The sequence below is a fragment of the Pseudomonas sp. REP124 genome (assembly GCF_020164475.1).
Lineage (GTDB): Bacteria > Pseudomonadota > Gammaproteobacteria > Pseudomonadales > Pseudomonadaceae > Aquipseudomonas.
The window spans coordinates 96,267-112,578 of record NZ_JAIQWX010000004.1; the positions used below are offsets into that span (position 1 = coordinate 96,267).

At 56.7% G+C, this 16,312-nt stretch carries 14 protein-coding genes and 1 pseudogene; 8 read left to right on the forward strand and 7 right to left on the reverse strand.

Annotated features, from left to right (window positions below; genetic code table 11):
* Positions 1–13 precede the first annotated feature (13 nt).
* Positions 14–418: a RidA family protein gene (locus K9857_RS02210; RefSeq protein WP_224533276.1), complete on the forward strand. Its 405-nt coding sequence runs from the start codon at positions 14–16 to the stop codon at positions 416–418.
* A 179-nt stretch (positions 419–597) separates the two neighbouring features.
* Here the strand turns inward: K9857_RS02210 and K9857_RS02215 are convergent, their stop codons facing one another.
* A complete protein-coding gene (locus K9857_RS02215; protein WP_224533277.1) occupies positions 598–1,101 on the reverse strand; it encodes a GNAT family N-acetyltransferase in 504 nt (167 codons plus the stop codon).
* Between the two features lie 235 nt (positions 1,102–1,336).
* Between K9857_RS02215 and K9857_RS02220 the strand changes: the two genes are divergently transcribed.
* Entirely contained in the window at positions 1,337–2,026 is a 690-nt protein-coding gene (locus K9857_RS02220; RefSeq protein WP_224533278.1) for a tetratricopeptide repeat protein, read from the forward strand.
* A 16-nt stretch (positions 2,027–2,042) separates the two neighbouring features.
* Here the strand turns inward: K9857_RS02220 and K9857_RS02225 are convergent, their stop codons facing one another.
* The 4 genes from K9857_RS02225 to K9857_RS02240 form a co-directional block, all read right to left on the reverse strand.
* Complete coding sequence (locus K9857_RS02225) at positions 2,043–2,984, reverse strand: AraC family transcriptional regulator (RefSeq protein WP_224533279.1); 942 nt, start codon at positions 2,982–2,984, stop codon at positions 2,043–2,045.
* Between the two features lie 26 nt (positions 2,985–3,010).
* Positions 3,011–3,844, reverse strand: a complete 834-nt coding sequence (locus tag K9857_RS02230) for an oxidoreductase (protein WP_224533280.1) — start codon at positions 3,842–3,844, stop codon at positions 3,011–3,013.
* A gap of 239 nt (positions 3,845–4,083) precedes the next feature.
* Positions 4,084–5,610 carry a CoA-acylating methylmalonate-semialdehyde dehydrogenase gene (locus K9857_RS02235; RefSeq protein ID WP_224533281.1) on the reverse strand — a complete coding sequence of 509 codons (1,527 nt, stop codon included), beginning with the start codon at positions 5,608–5,610 and terminating at the stop codon, positions 4,084–4,086.
* A 37-nt stretch (positions 5,611–5,647) separates the two neighbouring features.
* Positions 5,648–7,279 (reverse strand): MFS transporter, encoded by a 1,632-nt coding sequence (locus K9857_RS02240; protein WP_224533282.1) that lies wholly within the window; start codon positions 7,277–7,279, stop codon positions 5,648–5,650.
* Between the two features lie 419 nt (positions 7,280–7,698).
* Here K9857_RS02240 and K9857_RS02245 point away from each other — a divergent pair, with 419 nt between their 5' ends.
* The 6 genes from K9857_RS02245 to K9857_RS02270 all read left to right on the forward strand — a co-directional run bounded on the left by K9857_RS02245 (position 7,699) and on the right by K9857_RS02270 (position 13,429).
* Positions 7,699–8,673 (forward strand): quinone oxidoreductase family protein, encoded by a 975-nt coding sequence (locus tag K9857_RS02245; protein WP_224533283.1) that lies wholly within the window; start codon positions 7,699–7,701, stop codon positions 8,671–8,673.
* A 31-nt stretch (positions 8,674–8,704) separates the two neighbouring features.
* Positions 8,705–9,628 carry a LysR family transcriptional regulator gene (locus K9857_RS02250; protein ID WP_224533284.1) on the forward strand — a complete coding sequence of 308 codons (924 nt, stop codon included), beginning with the start codon at positions 8,705–8,707 and terminating at the stop codon, positions 9,626–9,628.
* Between the two features lie 33 nt (positions 9,629–9,661).
* A complete protein-coding gene (locus K9857_RS02255; protein WP_224533285.1) occupies positions 9,662–10,564 on the forward strand; it encodes a LysR family transcriptional regulator in 903 nt (300 codons plus the stop codon).
* Between the two features lie 150 nt (positions 10,565–10,714).
* The gene (locus K9857_RS02260; protein WP_224533286.1) at positions 10,715–10,999 is read left to right on the forward strand and encodes a YciI family protein; all 285 of its coding nucleotides are present in this window, start codon (positions 10,715–10,717) and stop codon (positions 10,997–10,999) included.
* A gap of 104 nt (positions 11,000–11,103) precedes the next feature.
* Entirely contained in the window at positions 11,104–12,024 is a 921-nt protein-coding gene (locus tag K9857_RS02265; protein WP_224533287.1) for an NAD(P)-dependent oxidoreductase, read from the forward strand.
* Positions 12,025–12,232: 208 nt separating this feature from the next.
* A complete protein-coding gene (locus tag K9857_RS02270; protein ID WP_224533288.1) occupies positions 12,233–13,429 on the forward strand; it encodes an MFS transporter in 1,197 nt (398 codons plus the stop codon).
* A gap of 174 nt (positions 13,430–13,603) precedes the next feature.
* Here K9857_RS02270 and K9857_RS02275 read toward each other — a convergent pair whose 3' ends face one another.
* Positions 13,604–14,353: a hypothetical protein gene (locus tag K9857_RS02275; RefSeq protein WP_224533289.1), complete on the reverse strand. Its 750-nt coding sequence runs from the start codon at positions 14,351–14,353 to the stop codon at positions 13,604–13,606.
* 20 nt (positions 14,354–14,373) lie between these two features.
* Positions 14,374–16,312, reverse strand: a pseudogene (locus K9857_RS02280) (hypothetical protein); the annotation flags it as partial.

Below are 16,312 nucleotides of genomic sequence, written 5' to 3' on the forward strand. Positions count from 1 at the left end.
TGGAGATCAAGCAATGCCGGACCGCGAAATCATCATTCCAGATGCCATGAGGCCTATCGTCGAGCGCGCGGGTTACGCCCCTGCGGTCAGAGTTGGTCACACGCTTTACTGCGCGGGCCAAGTGGGAAGAACGCCTGAGCTGGAGGTCATTCAGGATCCCGAGCAGCAGTTCATCAGCGCCTGGAGAAATCTTGAAGACGTGCTCGCCGCTGGAGGTTGCAGCTTTGAGGATGTGGTCGAGATGACGACCTATCACGTGAACATGTCGCAGCACATGGCGGTGTTTCGTGAGGTGAAGAATCGCGTGTTTCCCAAAGGTCTGTGCGCCTGGACGTGCGTCGGTGTCAGTGAGTTGGCTCACCCGGGGTTGTTGGTAGAGATCAAGTGTGTGGCGGTGCGCAGAAGTTGTAGTGAGTGAGGTGAAAAGATCGCAGCCTTCGTCAGCTCCTACAGGTGGACGCATTCCAGGGTAGGAGCTGCCGAAGGCTGCGATCTTTTTGGGGCTGCTGCTCGGCAGGAAAGGTCTGCACAAACAGCAGGAAGCTGATGCATGTATCGAGTTCCAAAGACCAATGGACTCAACGCCATCGCAGCCCGTTATTGGTCATCCGCGGACGCGAAATCCGGATGTTGGCGCTTCATGTGTATCAGTGCTGTTCGACTGCCTCTTGGCGAAACCCGCTCTTCAATAGCAAATGGACAAAACCCGAGTTTCGGATACAGCAGCAACCCCGCCGTGTTTTCGTTGAAGCACGAAATCTGCACCTCTCTGGCTTCATACCTTTCAAACGCCAAGGCCGTCATGGTCTCCACAATAAAGGTCGCGACACCTTTGCCCCGGGCGTGCGGCGGGACGATGACATTGCCAACGCAGCAAACACCTTGGCGTTCGGCTCGATAGAAGTTGGCGAATCCAACGATGTCTCCATTGAGTTCGAAGACGGTCGAGTCGAAGCGTTGAGAAATGGCGGCATTCAATTGCTCTTCCGTTAGCGGGTACTGCGCTTTCGGAAACATGAAAAACAGCTCTTGGGCGTTTTGAGGAAAGCCGCAGATAGCTTTAACGTCATCGGCCGTCACTGGCCTGTGGTGCAGGTTCATTGCGAATCCCTTGGCTGAATGAACTCACACTTTAGTCGACTTCCAAGAGGCAGCTACGCTTTACCAACAGCTACATGATTTGTGAAGGATCAAACGGTTTGTGTTGCGTTGAAAAGATCGCAGCACTATGGGAACTTCGGACCACCGCCCAGGTCAATCTGGCGCTGTTTCGGGCGTACCGAGCAGTCCAGTGGTCTGTTTCCTCCCATGCCGTCCGAGCGCAGTCGAGTCCCTGATGCCAATCAAGCGTTTCCTGCCGGGTCTGATCCTGGTGTTCTGCGCCGCCTCGTCGCCGGGTTCGATCGCTGCCGAGCGAACAGTGCGCATGCAAAGCAACAGTGCATCGACCACGCTGATCGAAACCGCTTCGCGCCAGTATGGCGAAGGCCAGCTGGACCAGGCCGCCGCCACCCTGGAGCGGGCCCTGCATATTCAGCCGAACAATCCCGCGACGCTGCATTACCTGGGCGTGTTGCGTCTTCAGCAGGGGCAGTATCAGCAGGCTGAAACCCTGGCGGTGCGCTCGAACATGCGCGTCGGTCGCAACGTCGCGTTGCGCAACCGCAACCTCCAATTGATCCAGGCCGCCCAGCAGGCCCAGGCTTCGGGGACGCCACCGGGCGCCATTGCGGACCCGGTTGCCGTGCGCAAGCAGTTGGAAGGGGAGGCCCAAAGGCGCAGCGAGGCCGATCTTGCTCAGCCATCCACTCAGGATTCTGGCGGCGAATCCGGCAAGCTCGCGCGGACTTCCGTCGAGGCTGAACCTGCGTATGACGGTCTGGTGATTCCCCGTGGGCATTTGCCGCCGCCGGGCAAATGCCGGATCTGGTTTCTGGATCGTCCGCCAGGGCAGCAGCCCGCGCCGGACAAATGCAAGAAATTGCAGCGCCGGGTTCCGGCAGGGGCTTATCTGGTGAGCGGTTGAGGTTTTTCCCGCCAACTCAGTGTGATGACACGAAGGGCGACGCGGTCGTCGGCGCCGGCAACGCATAGGCCTGTTTCATCCACGCCACCTCCGCCAACGGTGTGCGACCGAAGAGACGCTTGAAGTCGCGGCTGAATTGCGAGGCGCTTTCGTAGCCCACCAGATACGCTGATTTGGCTGCGGTCAGATCGTTGCGCAACATCAGCAATCGTGCCTGATGCAAGCGTGTCGATTTGAGGTACTGCATCGGCGAGGAATCGGTGACCTTGCGAAAGTGCAGATGAAAATTGGGCACACTCATCTGCGCTTCCTGAGCCAGCGCCTCCACATCCAGATGCTCGTGATAACAGCTGTGGATCTTGTGAATGGCGCGCGTCACCTTGCCGAACTGACCCTGCTGGGCGATCGCCGCGCGCAGGGTGCCGCCTTGTTCGCCGGTGAGGATGCGGTAGTAGATCTCGCGCAGCATCGCCGTACCGAGGATTTGTGCGTCGGTGCGATCGCTCATGACTTCCAGAAAGCGCAGGGTCGACTGGCGCAGCGGTTCGTCCATGGGCGAGGCGTACATGCCCATGGGCGCGGCCGCGCTGAAGTCCCAAACCTCATCCACCTGCTGAATCAGCTCGCCGGCCAGGGCGAAATCCAGGCGCAGGTACACCGCCAGCATCGGCTGTACTTCGCTGGCGTCGGTTTCCATGGTGAAGGGGACCGGCACTGACACTACCAGGTAATGTTGGGCGTCGTAGACGTAGATCTCATCACCCAGATAGCCGCGCTTGCGGCCCTGACAGAGGATGACGATGCCCGGCTCATACAGGACCGGCGTGCGTGTCAGCGGCCGGTTGGAGCGCAGAAAGCGCACGTCTTCCAGCGGGCTCAGGTTGTAGCCCTCCAGCGGCGCGAGCCGGTCCATCAACTGCACCATGCGCGCGGTGCACGGGTCATCGGGTTCAGCCATCGATGCGCTTCCCTCCACGTTTCTGCTCAGCCATCGGTAGAGCGGCTCAGCGCCTCCCATTGCTCAATACTCTCCGCCGTCCGCTGCAGCTTGTCACGCACCAGGGCCAGTGCGTCGCTGCCCAGCAGCAGGTGAGCGGGCGGGTTGGTGCTGGCGATGATCTTCAGCATGGCGCGAGCGGCTTTTTGCGGGTCACCCAATTGATGACCGCTTTTTTCCTCGCGGGCTTTGCGTACCGGGTCGAATCTCGCATCGTAGTCACTGATGCTGCGTGGCGTACGCTGCATTGAGCGGCCGGCCCAGTCCGTACGAAACGATCCCGGTGCCACGGCCGTGACAAAAACATTGAAGGGTGCGAGTTCCTTGCTCAGTGTGTCCGAGATGCCTTCGAGCGCAAATTTGCTGCCGCAGTAATAGGCGATGCCCGGCATGGTGATGTAGCCGCCCATGGACGTGATATTAAGGATGTGCCCCGCGCGACGCTGGCGAAAATACGGGACAAACGCCTTAGTAACCGCCACCGCGCCGAAGACGTTCACGTCGAATTGACGACGCATCTCCTCCAATGACGACTCCTCGAAAATCCCTTCGTGGCCATAACCGGCGTTGTTGACCAGCACATCCACCGGGCCGTGTCGGTTTTCGACAGCGGCGACCTCTGCGTCGATGGCATCGAAATGAGTGACGTCCAGCACCACGCCGTGGGCTCGTTTAGGCGAGAGCGCTTCGAAGGCCGCCAAGGCGGATTCGCTGCGAACGGTGCCGATTACGCGATGGCCCTGGACCAGGGCTTCCTTGGCTAGGGCCTGGCCGAAGCCGCTGCTGACGCCGGTGATAAAGAGGGTTTTTTCTGCATTCATGAGGCGCACTCCTGAAGATATCGGGTGAGGCCATGCTAGGGCGAGGCGGGGTAGTGGACTATGCCGGATTGGATTTGAGTATTGCCTGTTTCTATCAGGTGAATACCGGGCGACTCGCTCTTCTGGTGGCGAAAGTCGAGGCTGTAATCGGTGTTCACCGTGATTTTTGGGGCCGCATGACCGCCCAGTCTTTCCCATGAGTCAGTTGCCCGACATTGCGCCGGGCAACCTGTCCATCGTTACTTCAGCGTAATGGTGGTATTCACTCCGTCATTCACGGTGCTGTCATCGAACCAACGACTGGTGACGGTCTTGGTCTGAGTGTAGAACTGGACAACCTGCTTGCCGTACGGGCCCAGATCACCCAGTTTTGACCCGCGAGAACCCGTGAAGCTGAATGCCGGCACGGGTACCGGGATCGGAATGTTGATACCGACTTGGCCGACATCGATTTCGCTCTGGAATTTACGCGCTGCGGCGCCACTCTGCGTGAACAAGCCCACACCGTTACCGAAGGGGTTGGCGTTGACCAGAGCGATTGCATCGTCGAGGGTCCTGACTTCCAGTACAACGAGTACCGGGCCAAAGATTTCCTGGGTGTAGATGTCCATTTCAGTGGTCACACCCGAGAACAGGGTCGGGCCTATGAAGTTGCCGTTTTCATACCCTGGTACCTTGATGTCGCGACCATCCAGTTCAAGCTTGGCGCCTTGATGTACACCGCTGTCGATCAGGTCGAGAATGCGTTGCCTTGCACGTTTGGAGATCACTGGGCCGATGTCGGTGCCGGGCTCTGAACCCGCGTTGACCCTCAGCTTCAGGGCCAGTTCCTTGATGTCGGGTAGCCAGGTACGAGCCTCACCCACGAGTACCACGACCGATGTCGCCATGCAGCGTTGACCGGCTGCACCGAAGCCTGCGCCGACCAGCGCATTGAGGGTGTGCTCGCGATTGGCGTCAGGCAACACGACCGCATGATTTTTGGCACCCATCATCGACTGCACGCGCTTGCCATGCTGGCTGCCCAGGTTGTAGACGTGAGTGCCGACATGGGTCGAACCCACGAACGAGATAGCCTTGATATCGGGATGGGTGCACAGCGCGTCGACCACTTCTTTTGCGCCGTGTACGACGTTGAGTACACCGGCGGGGATGCCCGCTTCAAGGCCCAGTTCCACGAGCATCATGGTCGACAGCGGGTCCTGTTCCGAGGGCTTGAGAACGAAGGTATTGCCGGTGACGATCGCCATCGGAAACATCCAAAGTGGAATCATCGCCGGGAAGTTGAACGGAGTGATGCCGGCGCAGACCCCGATCGGTTGGCGCAGGGTGTAGGTGTCGACGCCGCCGGCGACGTTCTCTGCAAACTCGCCCATCTGCAGGCTGCCGATCGAGCAGGCGTGCTCCACGACTTCGAGCCCCCGAAAGATATCGCCTTCGGCATCGGCCAGGGTCTTGCCCTGTTCGGCGCTCAGTACTGCGGCAATACGCTTGGAGTGCTCGCGGATCAGTGCCTGAAGTTTGAGCATGATGCGCATGCGAGCGCCGATCGGAGTTTTCTTCCAGCTATGGAAGGCGCGCTCGGCGCTGTCGATGGCCGCTTTCACCTCTTCCGGGGTCGCTAGCGGTACCTTGGCCAGAACCTCCTGGGAGGCCGGGTTGACGACTTCAAGCCATTCGCGGGTTTTAGAATCAACCCATTCGCCGTTAATCAGCAGCTTGACCTGTGTCACCGTCGTGTCGTTTTTGTTCAGTGAAGCGTTCATGAATCTCTCCGCGGTTATCGGGGGGCGATGGTTAGGGTTATTCAGGGATCTCGACGTTATCGAGATCGACGTGCCTGGTTTCCTTGAGCGCGAACAGGCCGATGACGAGGCTGATTCCGGTTACCAGCACCGGGTACCACAAGCCGTAATAGATATCGCCGGTGTACACCACCAAGGCGAACGAGATGGTCGGCAGCAGGCCACCGAACCAGCCGTTACCGATGTGGTAGGGCAGGGACATCGAGGTGTATCGGATGCGTGTAGGGAACAGCTCGACCATCGTTGCGGCCAGCGGGCCATACGTCATGCAGGCGATGAGAATCAGCGTGACGATGATCGCCACCACCATCGGTTTGTTCACCTGGGCCGGGTCTGCGCTTGTTGGATAACCGGCGTCCACGGTTACTTTTTTGACCGCATCGGCATCGAAGCCAGTGAGCACTGTGCTGCCTACCGCGATCTTGAGATCGCTGCCAGCCGGGCCTGCAATGGACTCATACGGGATGCCCATTTTCGCCAGATAGGTTTTTGCCTTGTCGCAGGGGCTATCAAATTTCGCTTTGCCCACTGGATCGAACTGAAAGGTGCAGGAAGCGGGGTCAGCCGTGACAGTGACCGGAGCACTTGCGCTCGCTTGAGATATCTGCGGATTGCCGTAATGGCTCAGGGCGCCGAACAGTGGGAAGTAGAGCACCGTGGCGAGCAGCAAACCTGTCATGAGAATCGGCTTGCGACCGATTCTGTCCGACAGCGAGCCGAACAGGACGAAGAACGGGGCACCGATTACCACGCTGATAATGAGCAGTGCATTGGACTGCACGGGATCCATTTTCAGGAACTGGGTCATGAAAAACAGGACGTAGAACTGCGAGGTGTAAAACGTCACGGCTTGACCGGCGTTGATACTGAACAGGGCCGTCAGAACGACTTTCAGGTTGGCCCAGGAACCGAATGAATCGCGCAGCGGAGAGTTGCTGGTCTTGCCTTCTTCTTTCATTTTCTTGAACGAAGGCGATTCGTGCATGCTCATGCGAATCCAGGCCGAGATGCCCACCATCAGCAGCGACAGCAGGAATGGAATGCGCCAGCCCCACGCCTCGAACTGATCACCGGTGATTGTGCGGCAGATCAGAATCACCAGCAGCGAAAGGAGCAGACCAAGTGTGGCGGTGGATTGAATCCAGCCAGTGAACAACCCGCGTTTGTTGGAGGGTGCATGCTCGGCAACGTAAGTTGCCGCACCGCCATACTCGCCGCCCAGTGCAAGCCCCTGAAGCATGCGCAGGACGACCAGAAGGATCGGAGCCGCGATGCCCCACGAGGCGTAGGTCGGAAGAATCCCAACCAGGAAAGTGGAGAGCCCCATCAGAATGATGGTGGCCATGAACGTGTACTTCCTGCCGATCATGTCGCCCAGGCGGCCGAAGACCAGCGCGCCGAACGGCCGCACCAAAAAGCCTGCGGCAAATGTCATCAACGCAAAGATGAAGGCTGTGGTGTCGTTTACGCCGGAGAAGAAGTGCTTGCCGATGATGGCTGCCATCGCGCCATACAGGAAGAAGTCATACCACTCGAAGATGGTTCCAAGAGAGGAGGCGAAAATCACCTTCGTGTCTTGTCGTCCAATGTCGGAGGCGCCGACATTTTGTTCCTGCGCTATCTCGTTCATTTCTGCAGTACCTCGGCCTATAGGCTCAATTGTTTTTGTTCTTGACTGCCGGCCGTTTCACATGGCCGCCATCGTTGATTTATCCGAAAGCTGTTGCCTTGGTAATTCACGGGGTTTCGATGGTTGGTGCTGCTGACAGCAGTGAGGGCGGTCTCCGGTCGCTCATGGGGTTGGGGCCGAGTCTATGAGCGCTCCGGCAAGCGGCACAGTGCAGAAACTGCTCAATGGGTGCGCAAAAAACAGTGAACGCACCGCTCTTTGCTCCCTTTCTCCTGCACACCCCGACGAGTCAACGGTGAAATCAATTTCCGAGTATTCGTGCATGCAGTGCAGTGCAGTTCAGTGGTGCACGTGGTCTATCTTGTTGCATGGGGTGCAAGGTGCGACCTTTGTTCCAGTGCAATCACTGGAGGTGAGTCATGAGCGATGTAGTGCGTTTCGAGGACGTGGGCAGTGCGGATCAGCTTCAACTGGTCAAGATTGAAGTCGGTGAGCCGGGAGAAGGTGAGGTGCGTATCGAGCAACATGCTGTGGGCGTCAACCCGCTCGATATCAGCCAGCGCCGGGGCGAAGTGAAGATTCCTTTGCCTTCCGGGATCGGGCTGGAGGGCGCCGGCGTCGTTGCTGCTGTTGGACCGAATGTGAGCAACGTCAAGGTCGGAGACAGAGTCGCCTATGCAACAGGGCCGATCGGGAGCTATGCAGCCTCCAGGCTCTATCCCGCGGAACGTTTGGTGAAACTGCCCGATTCAGTGAGTTTTGAAGAAGCCGCTGCGGTGCTATTCAAGGGAATAACCGCTCAATACCTGCTGAAAACGACTTACCCGGTCGGGAGGGGCACGTATGTTTTGCTGTACGGTGCGGCAGGCGGCGTGGGGCAGTTGATGGCGTCCTGGGCCAGGCACCTGGGAGCCGTTGTGATCGGGGTGGTTTCAAAGGAGAGCAGCGTGGAGCGAGCACGCGCCGCAGGTTGCGAGCATGTGTTCGTGTATGACAGCGCAACCCTGGCTGCCAATGTTCTGGAAGCAACCGGTGGCCGAAAGGCGGACGTGGTTTATGACCCTATTGGCAAGCTGACTTTCGACACGTCCCTGGATTGCCTGAAGGTTCGTGGCCTGATGGTGTCGTTCGGCATTTCCAGTGGTGTGCCGGATCCTGTGGCTATTGGAACGCTCAATGCAAAGGGCTCTCTGTACCTGACACGTCCGTCATTGGCTGCACACGTAGCCACGGCTGATGCCTATCAGGAGCGTGCTGCGGATGTACTCGATGCGCTGGTCAAAGGCATTATCAAGGCTCACGTCGCCACGACTTACGCGTTGAAAGACGCGGCGAAGGCTCAGCAAGACCTGGAAAACGGGCACTCCAGAGGCGCTATCGTGCTCGTGCCCTGAATTGCTATTCCTGCCCTTTACGAGGTCATAAATGGATCCGTTCGACAGCCGTAATGCAGATGAGCTTTCAGCGATTCTGGCGCTCGCCGATCATCAGACATTCTCTGCGGCAGCGAAGGTTCTTGAGCGGCATCCGTCCGTTTTGTCCAAGCGGATCTCTGCTCTGGAGATGAGATTGGGCGTTCGGTTGGTCGAGCGAACTACCAGAGCCGTGCGATTCACGGATATCGGTGAAAGGTTTGTCGAAAACTTGCGTGTCGCTGCGCGCATGATAGAAGAAGCGCAGTCCGAGGCACTGCAAGACTCCTCGGAAATACAGGGCACGCTCCGGTTGTCCTTGCCCTCGGCGATGGGGCGGATGTGGTTGAGCCCCATGGTTGCGGAGTTCGCCAAACTGCATCCCCACCTTTATCTGGAGCTTGAATACACCGATCAATTCGTCGACATCGTTTCAAAAGGTTATGACCTTGCGATCCGCATCGGTGATCTGCCGGACAGTCGCCTGATTGCCCGCAAGCTCTGCGATCAGACACGCATCCTGTGTGCTTCCACGGAGTATCTCGACAATTACGGCGCGCCGAGCCATCCCCACGATTTGGTGAATCATCATTGCTTGTCCTACACCGGGTTCAACACCTACCCGGATTGGCGCCTGGTTTCGCAAGGTTCATCGGTGACGGTGAGGCCCAAAGGCGCAATCAAAAGCAATGACAATGAAGGTCTTCTGATAGCGGCAAAGCACGGCCTGGGGATCGTGGCGGGCAGTACCTGGCTGATGGCCAGGGCGATGAGGAAAGGTCAATTAGTGCGGGTCTTGCCGGATTGGACATTCAATACCGATGCCGGTGTTTATCTGGTCAGGCCTTCTTCCGCCTATACCTCTGCCAAGGTCGATGCATTCAAGCGTTTCATTGAATCGAAATTTGAAAAACGTGCGCCCTGGGATGATTCCTGACATCGATGTTTCAGTCGAACCGAGAAGTTAGACATGGCCAAAAAACAGAAAAACGAAAACTGGGATGACTTCCGATATTTTTTGGCCGTGGCAAGAGCGGGAACATTATCCGGTGCAGCTGAACGGCTGGGTACCGAGCACACTACAGTGGCCCGTCATGTATCTGCTCTGGAAGATGGATTGAAAATAAGGTTATTCCACAAGAGCAACTCCGGTTATGTGCTCACACCTGAAGGCGAGCGAGTGCTGGGTGCTGTCGAGGGTATGGAAAGTATTCTGCTCTCCTATAAAAGCGATGAAACGGATCAGGGGCATATATCCGGTATTGTCAGAATAGGGGCGCCTGATGGGTTTGGCAGTGTATTCCTGGCCCCGCGCATGTCCGAACTGACAAACAAGCATCCTGAACTGGAGGTCGAGATTTATGCGGCTGCACGCGTCTTCAGTCTGTCGAAACGTGAAGCCGATATTGGTATCAGTCTGGCGACCGCCGAACACATGCGTGTTGCTTCTCGGCGTTTGACAGATTACCGACTGCAGATATATGCCACACAACAATATCTGAACCAGGCACCGCCAATTCGTACTCAAAAAGATCTTCAGGAACACCCGTTCGTGGGCTACGTGGAAGATCTGCTATTCGCTCCGCAACTGGATTTTTCCAACGGTCTGGAGGTCGAACTGATCTCGCGTCTTCGCAGCACCAATCTGCTGACTCAGGTGCATGCGGTCCTCGGTGGCAAGGTGATCGGCATCCTGCCGTCCTACATCGCCACCTACTTTCCCAAACTGGTCCCCGTGTTGCCGGACGAGGTCAGCATCAAGCGGTCTTTCTACATGCATGTGCATGAGGATCATCGCAAGGCGGCGCATATACGGGAGGTTGCCCGTTTTATCGCTGACCAGGTGGAGGCCAATAGAGAGATTTTTCTTTGATTCGGTCTTGTCAGTGAATTTTTGCACGCCGGATGTGTATTTATCGTGTTGTGAAGGCACAACCGGAAAGCGTACTGTGAACTTCATCGAGTCGGAGTATTTGCAAGTAACTCGACTCTTTCTTACTCACAATTAAATAACAGGTGCAACATGTTATACGTCATCTACTGCAAGGATGATCCGTCTACGCCTGCCAAACGTGATGAGTTTTATGATGCGCACCGCGTTTATCTGAAAAGCGCTCCGATCAAGATAGTGATTGCCGGACCTTATACTTCACTCGAGAGTGATCGGAAGATCGGCAGTATGCTGGTTGTCGAAGCTGAATCGCTGCAACAAGCCATTGATTTCCAGAAGAATGATCCGTTTGCACTCAATGGCGTCTGGAATAGCGTCAGCGTGAACCCTTATCACAAATCGATCGATCAACGCTGAAGCGACTTTTCTTATAAAAAAGTGAAAGGCGAATAACTTCGATCGGCTTTTTTACGCCTGAAATATTAATCAGTACAACCCCTCATAAGCAATGGAGAACAACAATGAAAACTATCGCTTGGATCGGCCTGGGTTTTATGGGCATCCCAATGTCCAAACACATGATGAACGCCGGTTACGCTGTCAAAGGTGTTGACATCGATCCGGCAGCGCGCGAGCGTGCTGCCAAAAATGGCGTCCAGGTCTGCGCGACCGTGGCCGAAGCCTGTCAGGGTGTGGACGCCGTGTTCACCATGCTGCCTACCGGCGTGGAAGTGAAAGAAGTTCTATCTGGCCCGAACGGCGTATTCGCCAGCATCGATCCGGATACGGTGGTGATCGACTGCTCCACCGTCGGCATCGAAAACGCCCGTGCGCTGCATGCGTCTGCCAAGCGGGCGGGCAGTATCTTCGCCGAAGCGCCCGTGTCGGGCGGTACCGAGGGGGCCATCGACGGCACTCTGACTTTCATGATTGGTTGTGAAGATCCGCATGTCGCACGGGTGAAAGAGCTGCTGGGCCCGATGGGGGATTATGTCGCCCATGCTGGCGGTCCTGAAGCCGGGCAGGCTGCCAAGGTCGTCAACAATCTGATCATGGGTGTTTGCGTGGCGGTGAACTGTGAAGCTACGGCACTGGCCGAGCGCCTTGGACTGAACCTCAAGGAATTCTTCGAAATTGCGACTCGCTCCACTGCCGATAATTGGACGTACCGCGTCTGGAACCCGGGCGAAGGCGTAGTAGCCAGCTCACCGGCCTCGAAGGGATATAAAGCAGGCTTCAAAACCTGGTTGCTGGCCAAGGACCTGACGCTGGCGATGGATGCTGGCCGTGAAGTTGGCGCCACGATCGCTACCGCGGAAGCGGCGCACGCCTTGCTCAAGAACCACATCGAAAAAGGTGGTGCCGACATGGATGCCACTTCTCTGGTCCTGACCCTCAAAGAGGCTGCCGAAAAGGCGGTGCCGCGCAAAGCCATTGCCTGATCGAGTTTCTCCTCGACGATCGTCACTCTTAGCCTGAGGCCCGTGCTTCAGGCTTTTTTGTTTGCCGCAAGATGGACAAATTTTCCTGCACAGCGCCTGCAATCCGCGTTGCGATTTCCTGCGATCGGAGGAAGACTACGCCACGCACATCATGCGTCCTCGTGACGGGTGATCCGGCAGCTATCGATCTCGCGACAGGACGTCACCCATGCGCAAGGATTACGCAGCTTTTTTCATCTCCCTCTTCCTCTCACGACTGGCCGATCAAATCCTGCTGTTCATCGTGCCGCTTGTGGTGTTCCAGACCACTAACAGCGCGTCATGTGCAGGGCTGGCGTTTTTCGTCGAATCGCTGCCGCGCTACCTCGCGTTTCCCGTGTGCGGAGCGCTGTGCGACAAGTTTTCGCCAGTTCGGATATTGCACATCAGTCAGGTTTACCGAGCGCTGCTTTGTGTGGTGGCGGTAGGGTTTTACGCGATGTTCGGCGGCCTTGCCTGGTTGGTGATGCTGTCGGCGCTGTGCGGGGTACTGACCACGCAGGGCATCATGGCCCGCGAGGTGCTGATGCCGCATATCTTTCAGCATTACAGCTACACCAAAACCTTGTCGTATTCGCAGATCGCCGATCAGACCGGGCTGGTACTCGGGCCGCTGGTGGCGGCGTTGTTGCTGGAGGTTTGGGCTTGGCATTGGGTGGTGCTGTGGGTGGCGGGGTTGTTTGTGCTGGCGGATGTGAGCATGCGGGTGTGGCAGCGACTCAGCCGGATAACGTTGGAGGTGTTCGAACAGCATCAGGACATTTGGTTGCAGCCATTGCGGGTAGCCTTTGGGCACATTCGCGAGCAAGCGGAGTTGAAGAAGATCATCGCCTTGGCGGTTGGGGTCAATCTGATTGTCGGGGTGACAATGGCGACTTCGGCGGCGATGGTGATCGGGCAGTTCGGCGCTGGCAAGGATGCCTATGCCGGACTACAGGCGGCCGGGGCAGTGACCACCATTGTGATCCTGTTTTTCCTGGCTCGGGTGGCGCTGCCGATGCGGGTGCTGGGTGGCTTGGGATATTCGATGATTGCCGTGGGTGGATTGTTCAGTGCATTGAGTCCGGGGCTGGCCGGGTATCTGGTGGGGTTTCTGCTGGTCGTTGGCTTCGACAAGATGTTCAACGTGTATATGCGCAGCATTCGTCAGCGAGTGATTCCGGCTCGGGACTTTGGCAAGACGGTGGGCGTGATGACGTTGCTCAACAACCTGTCGCAGCCGCTGGCGGGGTTGTTGGTGGCGGGGTTGGCAGCGCCGCTGGGGATGCAGGGGGTGATATTGATGTTGGCGGCGCTGACTGCGGTGTTGGGCGTGGGCGTTTGGTGGTTGAGTGAGGCGCGTGGTGGGGTTTCGGTTGGCAGTTGAAGCTTGCTGCGGGGTTTACGGTGTTCGAAGTGGCATTCGCAATTGCGCAGGTATGGCCCTGTAGGAGCGAGCTTGCTCGCGATGGTCGTTAACGATAACGTGGGAAACCTGATGTTTCGCGGTGGGCTGTCGTCCATCGCGAGCAAGCTCGCTCCTACAGAAAGGTACCGCTGATTAGTTCAGAACCTCCACCTTTCCAATGACACAAGGCACACTGGATGGCAGCTGGGCTTTGATAAGATTCACTACTTGTTCTTTTTTTCGGCGTTGAAAGAAAACGTATTGGCTCCCTGAGAGCATGTCATTTGTGTTTTTTTCCGGATATTTAAACTCCAGTTCAACCATGTCTCTATTTGTCGCAATCGTAATGTTCGTTAGTTTGTTCCAGTGTATGAAGTAATGGTGGTATTCAGTGTGCAAACTTTGAAAACCCTTGGAATTTGCCATGGACAGATACATCAGTCCCATGCCGCCGGGACCTATCAGTGCACCAATCAGGAAGGTAGGATCAATGGTTGCTAGGAAGATGAAAATAATTGCTATGATGCCGGTAAACCATTTCAAGAATGGTAGTACCCATTTAGCTGGTTCTTTCCATTCGCAGTATTCCAATCCGGACTGAGTGAATCTATACGCATAATTCATTCGCTGATGGGTCATGGATGAGGTCAGGAGTGAGAAAAAAATAAAAAAACCTAAGCTAAACAGAATTCTGGATATGTCACCGTCCTCCGGGGTCGGATGTCGATACAGAAAATATGATGCCCCTCCTACGACAAATATTGATGAAAACGCAAACATGCAGTTGGCCACGAATGTATTGTAGTTGCGCGCACGAATCGTCCATCCCAATAGCTCTGGTTCATTGGCGAACTTCCATTGGAGTTGCGGAGGTAAATCAAGGGCTTTGTTGAATTTAAACATTTCAGGGCTCGTCCATTAGCTCAGTTAGGAATGATCATTTTTAGAAGCTGGGTTGTTTGCTCTCTCAGTAAGATGCCGTCCTTTTCCTCTAGCTCGCCGCTGAAAGCATTGTTGGCTCGATCCGCTTCGTTCGGGGCCCACTCAAGCGCGATTCGAAACATGTACCCGCGTCTGTCAGCACGCTGAAGTACCCCGGCCGGGTACTTAACCTCCAATTCAAGGACAGGGCTGCCTTTGGAGAACTCGATCCACACTTGCCATAGACGGTGCTGTTCTTTACCGGTGTAGAGGTAGTCCGCCGGATTGTCTTTGGTACCGGGACCGTCGGGTAACTGGCCGAGCAGATTCGGATCTATCCAGTAACCATTGAGGAACCTGTCGTAGAACTGGTCCTTGGTGCTTTGCAGTTCGTCGGCATAAAACAGATATGTCTGGATCATCGCCGGTTGCAGGGTCACATCCTTGCCTGCCAGCGCGTTTGGTACTTGGATCTGTAGCCAGAAACCCAGGTTTCTTCTCGGCGTGCTGCCTCCGCCGGTGGACAAAGCCCTGCCGCCGACGCTGGGACGTTGCAGGGTTTCCAAGAGGGCTTGCGTCTGCCTAAAGTGGCCTTCATCGCCATGCCATTCCGGGATTGATCCTCGCCCCCAAGTGCAACGGTACAGCCACAGGCGCAGTCCCTCGCGCTTGTAGCGGTTGGCGGCCATGCTGATCATCAAATAGGCGATGCCGAGAATCGCCAAGGTGATGATCACCGGCTTGGACATTACCCAGGCAAAGCCGAACCAATAGCCAAGGCCAGTGCCGATAGTTTGTATCGTGGCGACCACAGACATGCCTGTAACGATACGAGATTTTCCTTTGAGTAAGCCTTTTTCAACCTCGCTGGTGGCGCCATCAACGTCATGGGACAATTGCCAAGCTTCTAGCCCGCTCGCCACAGCACCCAATGCCGCCCACGTCACCGTGCGCCAGATCAGCCCTTTAGAAACGTTCGCAAACTCAGTCGCCAGCGTTGCTCTGGCACTTTTCCCGTCAATCGCAGCTGTTCTGGCCTCCGACAACCAACTTCTGTATGACGCTTGAGCCACGCTTCGAGTTTTGTGCCTCAGTTCAGTTGTCATGTTCCCCGCCCGATTCCACGCCGGCCCCACCCACAAGGTCGCGATTGCATTCCCTGCATACGCCGCACTGGCACTCACATTGCGCCATTCATCCGCCGAGAACTTGCCGTCATTCTTCGCCTGTTTGGCCGTGTGATGCAGGTTCCAGGCGTTCAGGCCCACCAACAGGGCCGGTAAGGCATTGCCCAGGTTCTGGTTCATCCAGGCTTTGGTGCTGCGCTGGTGTTCCTGAGTGCCGAATGTTTTCAGCTGCTCGATCACCTCCGATTTCCCCAGATCGGAGAGCCAGCGGTTGATTTGTGGCAGGTCGACAGGCAGGCGCGTGGGGCCTGAGGTTTGAGCAGAGATCTGGTTGGGGCGTTGCAGGAAGAGGTGTTTGAGGCGGTATTCATTGGCTCGCAGAAAGTGACGCGCTGCGCGTTGATCGTGAGGCGCCGCGCGATGGCGTAAGGCGTTGTTGGAGGACGCTATCTTGTTCTGCACGGTGGCGACTTCCAGCAGCCAGGCCTGGTACTCGCGTTGGTAGTTCGGGTTGTAGACCAGCTGTGTGTCCATGGAAATTTCGGTGGAGATCAGCACTTGCGGTACGGCCAGGGTCAGTGCCAATTGCTGTTTCATGGCCGGCAGCAGCATGACGCTCAAGCCGTGCCAGGCGTCTCTGGCCTTGTGGTTGGCGACGTCGAGGAGGGTGTTCATCGCCTGTTTGGCGGTGCTGCTCATGGCCTGGTAGAGCTGGCTGTCGCGCACGGACTCCAGGTCCAGCACCGCCTTGATTTCATTGAAGCGGGTGCCGATGCTCGTGGCGTCGCCCGGGGATCTTGGGTTCAGTGCAGGT

Coding starts and splice junctions, on each gene's coding strand:
- K9857_RS02210 (WP_224533276.1), top strand. CDS start 14: ATGCCGGACCGCGAAATCATCATTCCAGATGCCATGAGGCCTATCGTC.
- K9857_RS02215 (WP_224533277.1), bottom strand. CDS start 1,101: ATGAACCTGCACCACAGGCCAGTGACGGCCGATGACGTTAAAGCTATC.
- K9857_RS02220 (WP_224533278.1), top strand. CDS start 1,337: ATGCCAATCAAGCGTTTCCTGCCGGGTCTGATCCTGGTGTTCTGCGCC.
- K9857_RS02225 (WP_224533279.1), bottom strand. CDS start 2,984: ATGGCTGAACCCGATGACCCGTGCACCGCGCGCATGGTGCAGTTGATG.
- K9857_RS02230 (WP_224533280.1), bottom strand. CDS start 3,844: ATGAATGCAGAAAAAACCCTCTTTATCACCGGCGTCAGCAGCGGCTTC.
- K9857_RS02235 (WP_224533281.1), bottom strand. CDS start 5,610: ATGAACGCTTCACTGAACAAAAACGACACGACGGTGACACAGGTCAAG.
- K9857_RS02240 (WP_224533282.1), bottom strand. CDS start 7,279: ATGAACGAGATAGCGCAGGAACAAAATGTCGGCGCCTCCGACATTGGA.
- K9857_RS02245 (WP_224533283.1), top strand. CDS start 7,699: ATGAGCGATGTAGTGCGTTTCGAGGACGTGGGCAGTGCGGATCAGCTT.
- K9857_RS02250 (WP_224533284.1), top strand. CDS start 8,705: ATGGATCCGTTCGACAGCCGTAATGCAGATGAGCTTTCAGCGATTCTG.
- K9857_RS02255 (WP_224533285.1), top strand. CDS start 9,662: ATGGCCAAAAAACAGAAAAACGAAAACTGGGATGACTTCCGATATTTT.
- K9857_RS02260 (WP_224533286.1), top strand. CDS start 10,715: ATGTTATACGTCATCTACTGCAAGGATGATCCGTCTACGCCTGCCAAA.
- K9857_RS02265 (WP_224533287.1), top strand. CDS start 11,104: ATGAAAACTATCGCTTGGATCGGCCTGGGTTTTATGGGCATCCCAATG.
- K9857_RS02270 (WP_224533288.1), top strand. CDS start 12,233: ATGCGCAAGGATTACGCAGCTTTTTTCATCTCCCTCTTCCTCTCACGA.
- K9857_RS02275 (WP_224533289.1), bottom strand. CDS start 14,353: ATGTTTAAATTCAACAAAGCCCTTGATTTACCTCCGCAACTCCAATGG.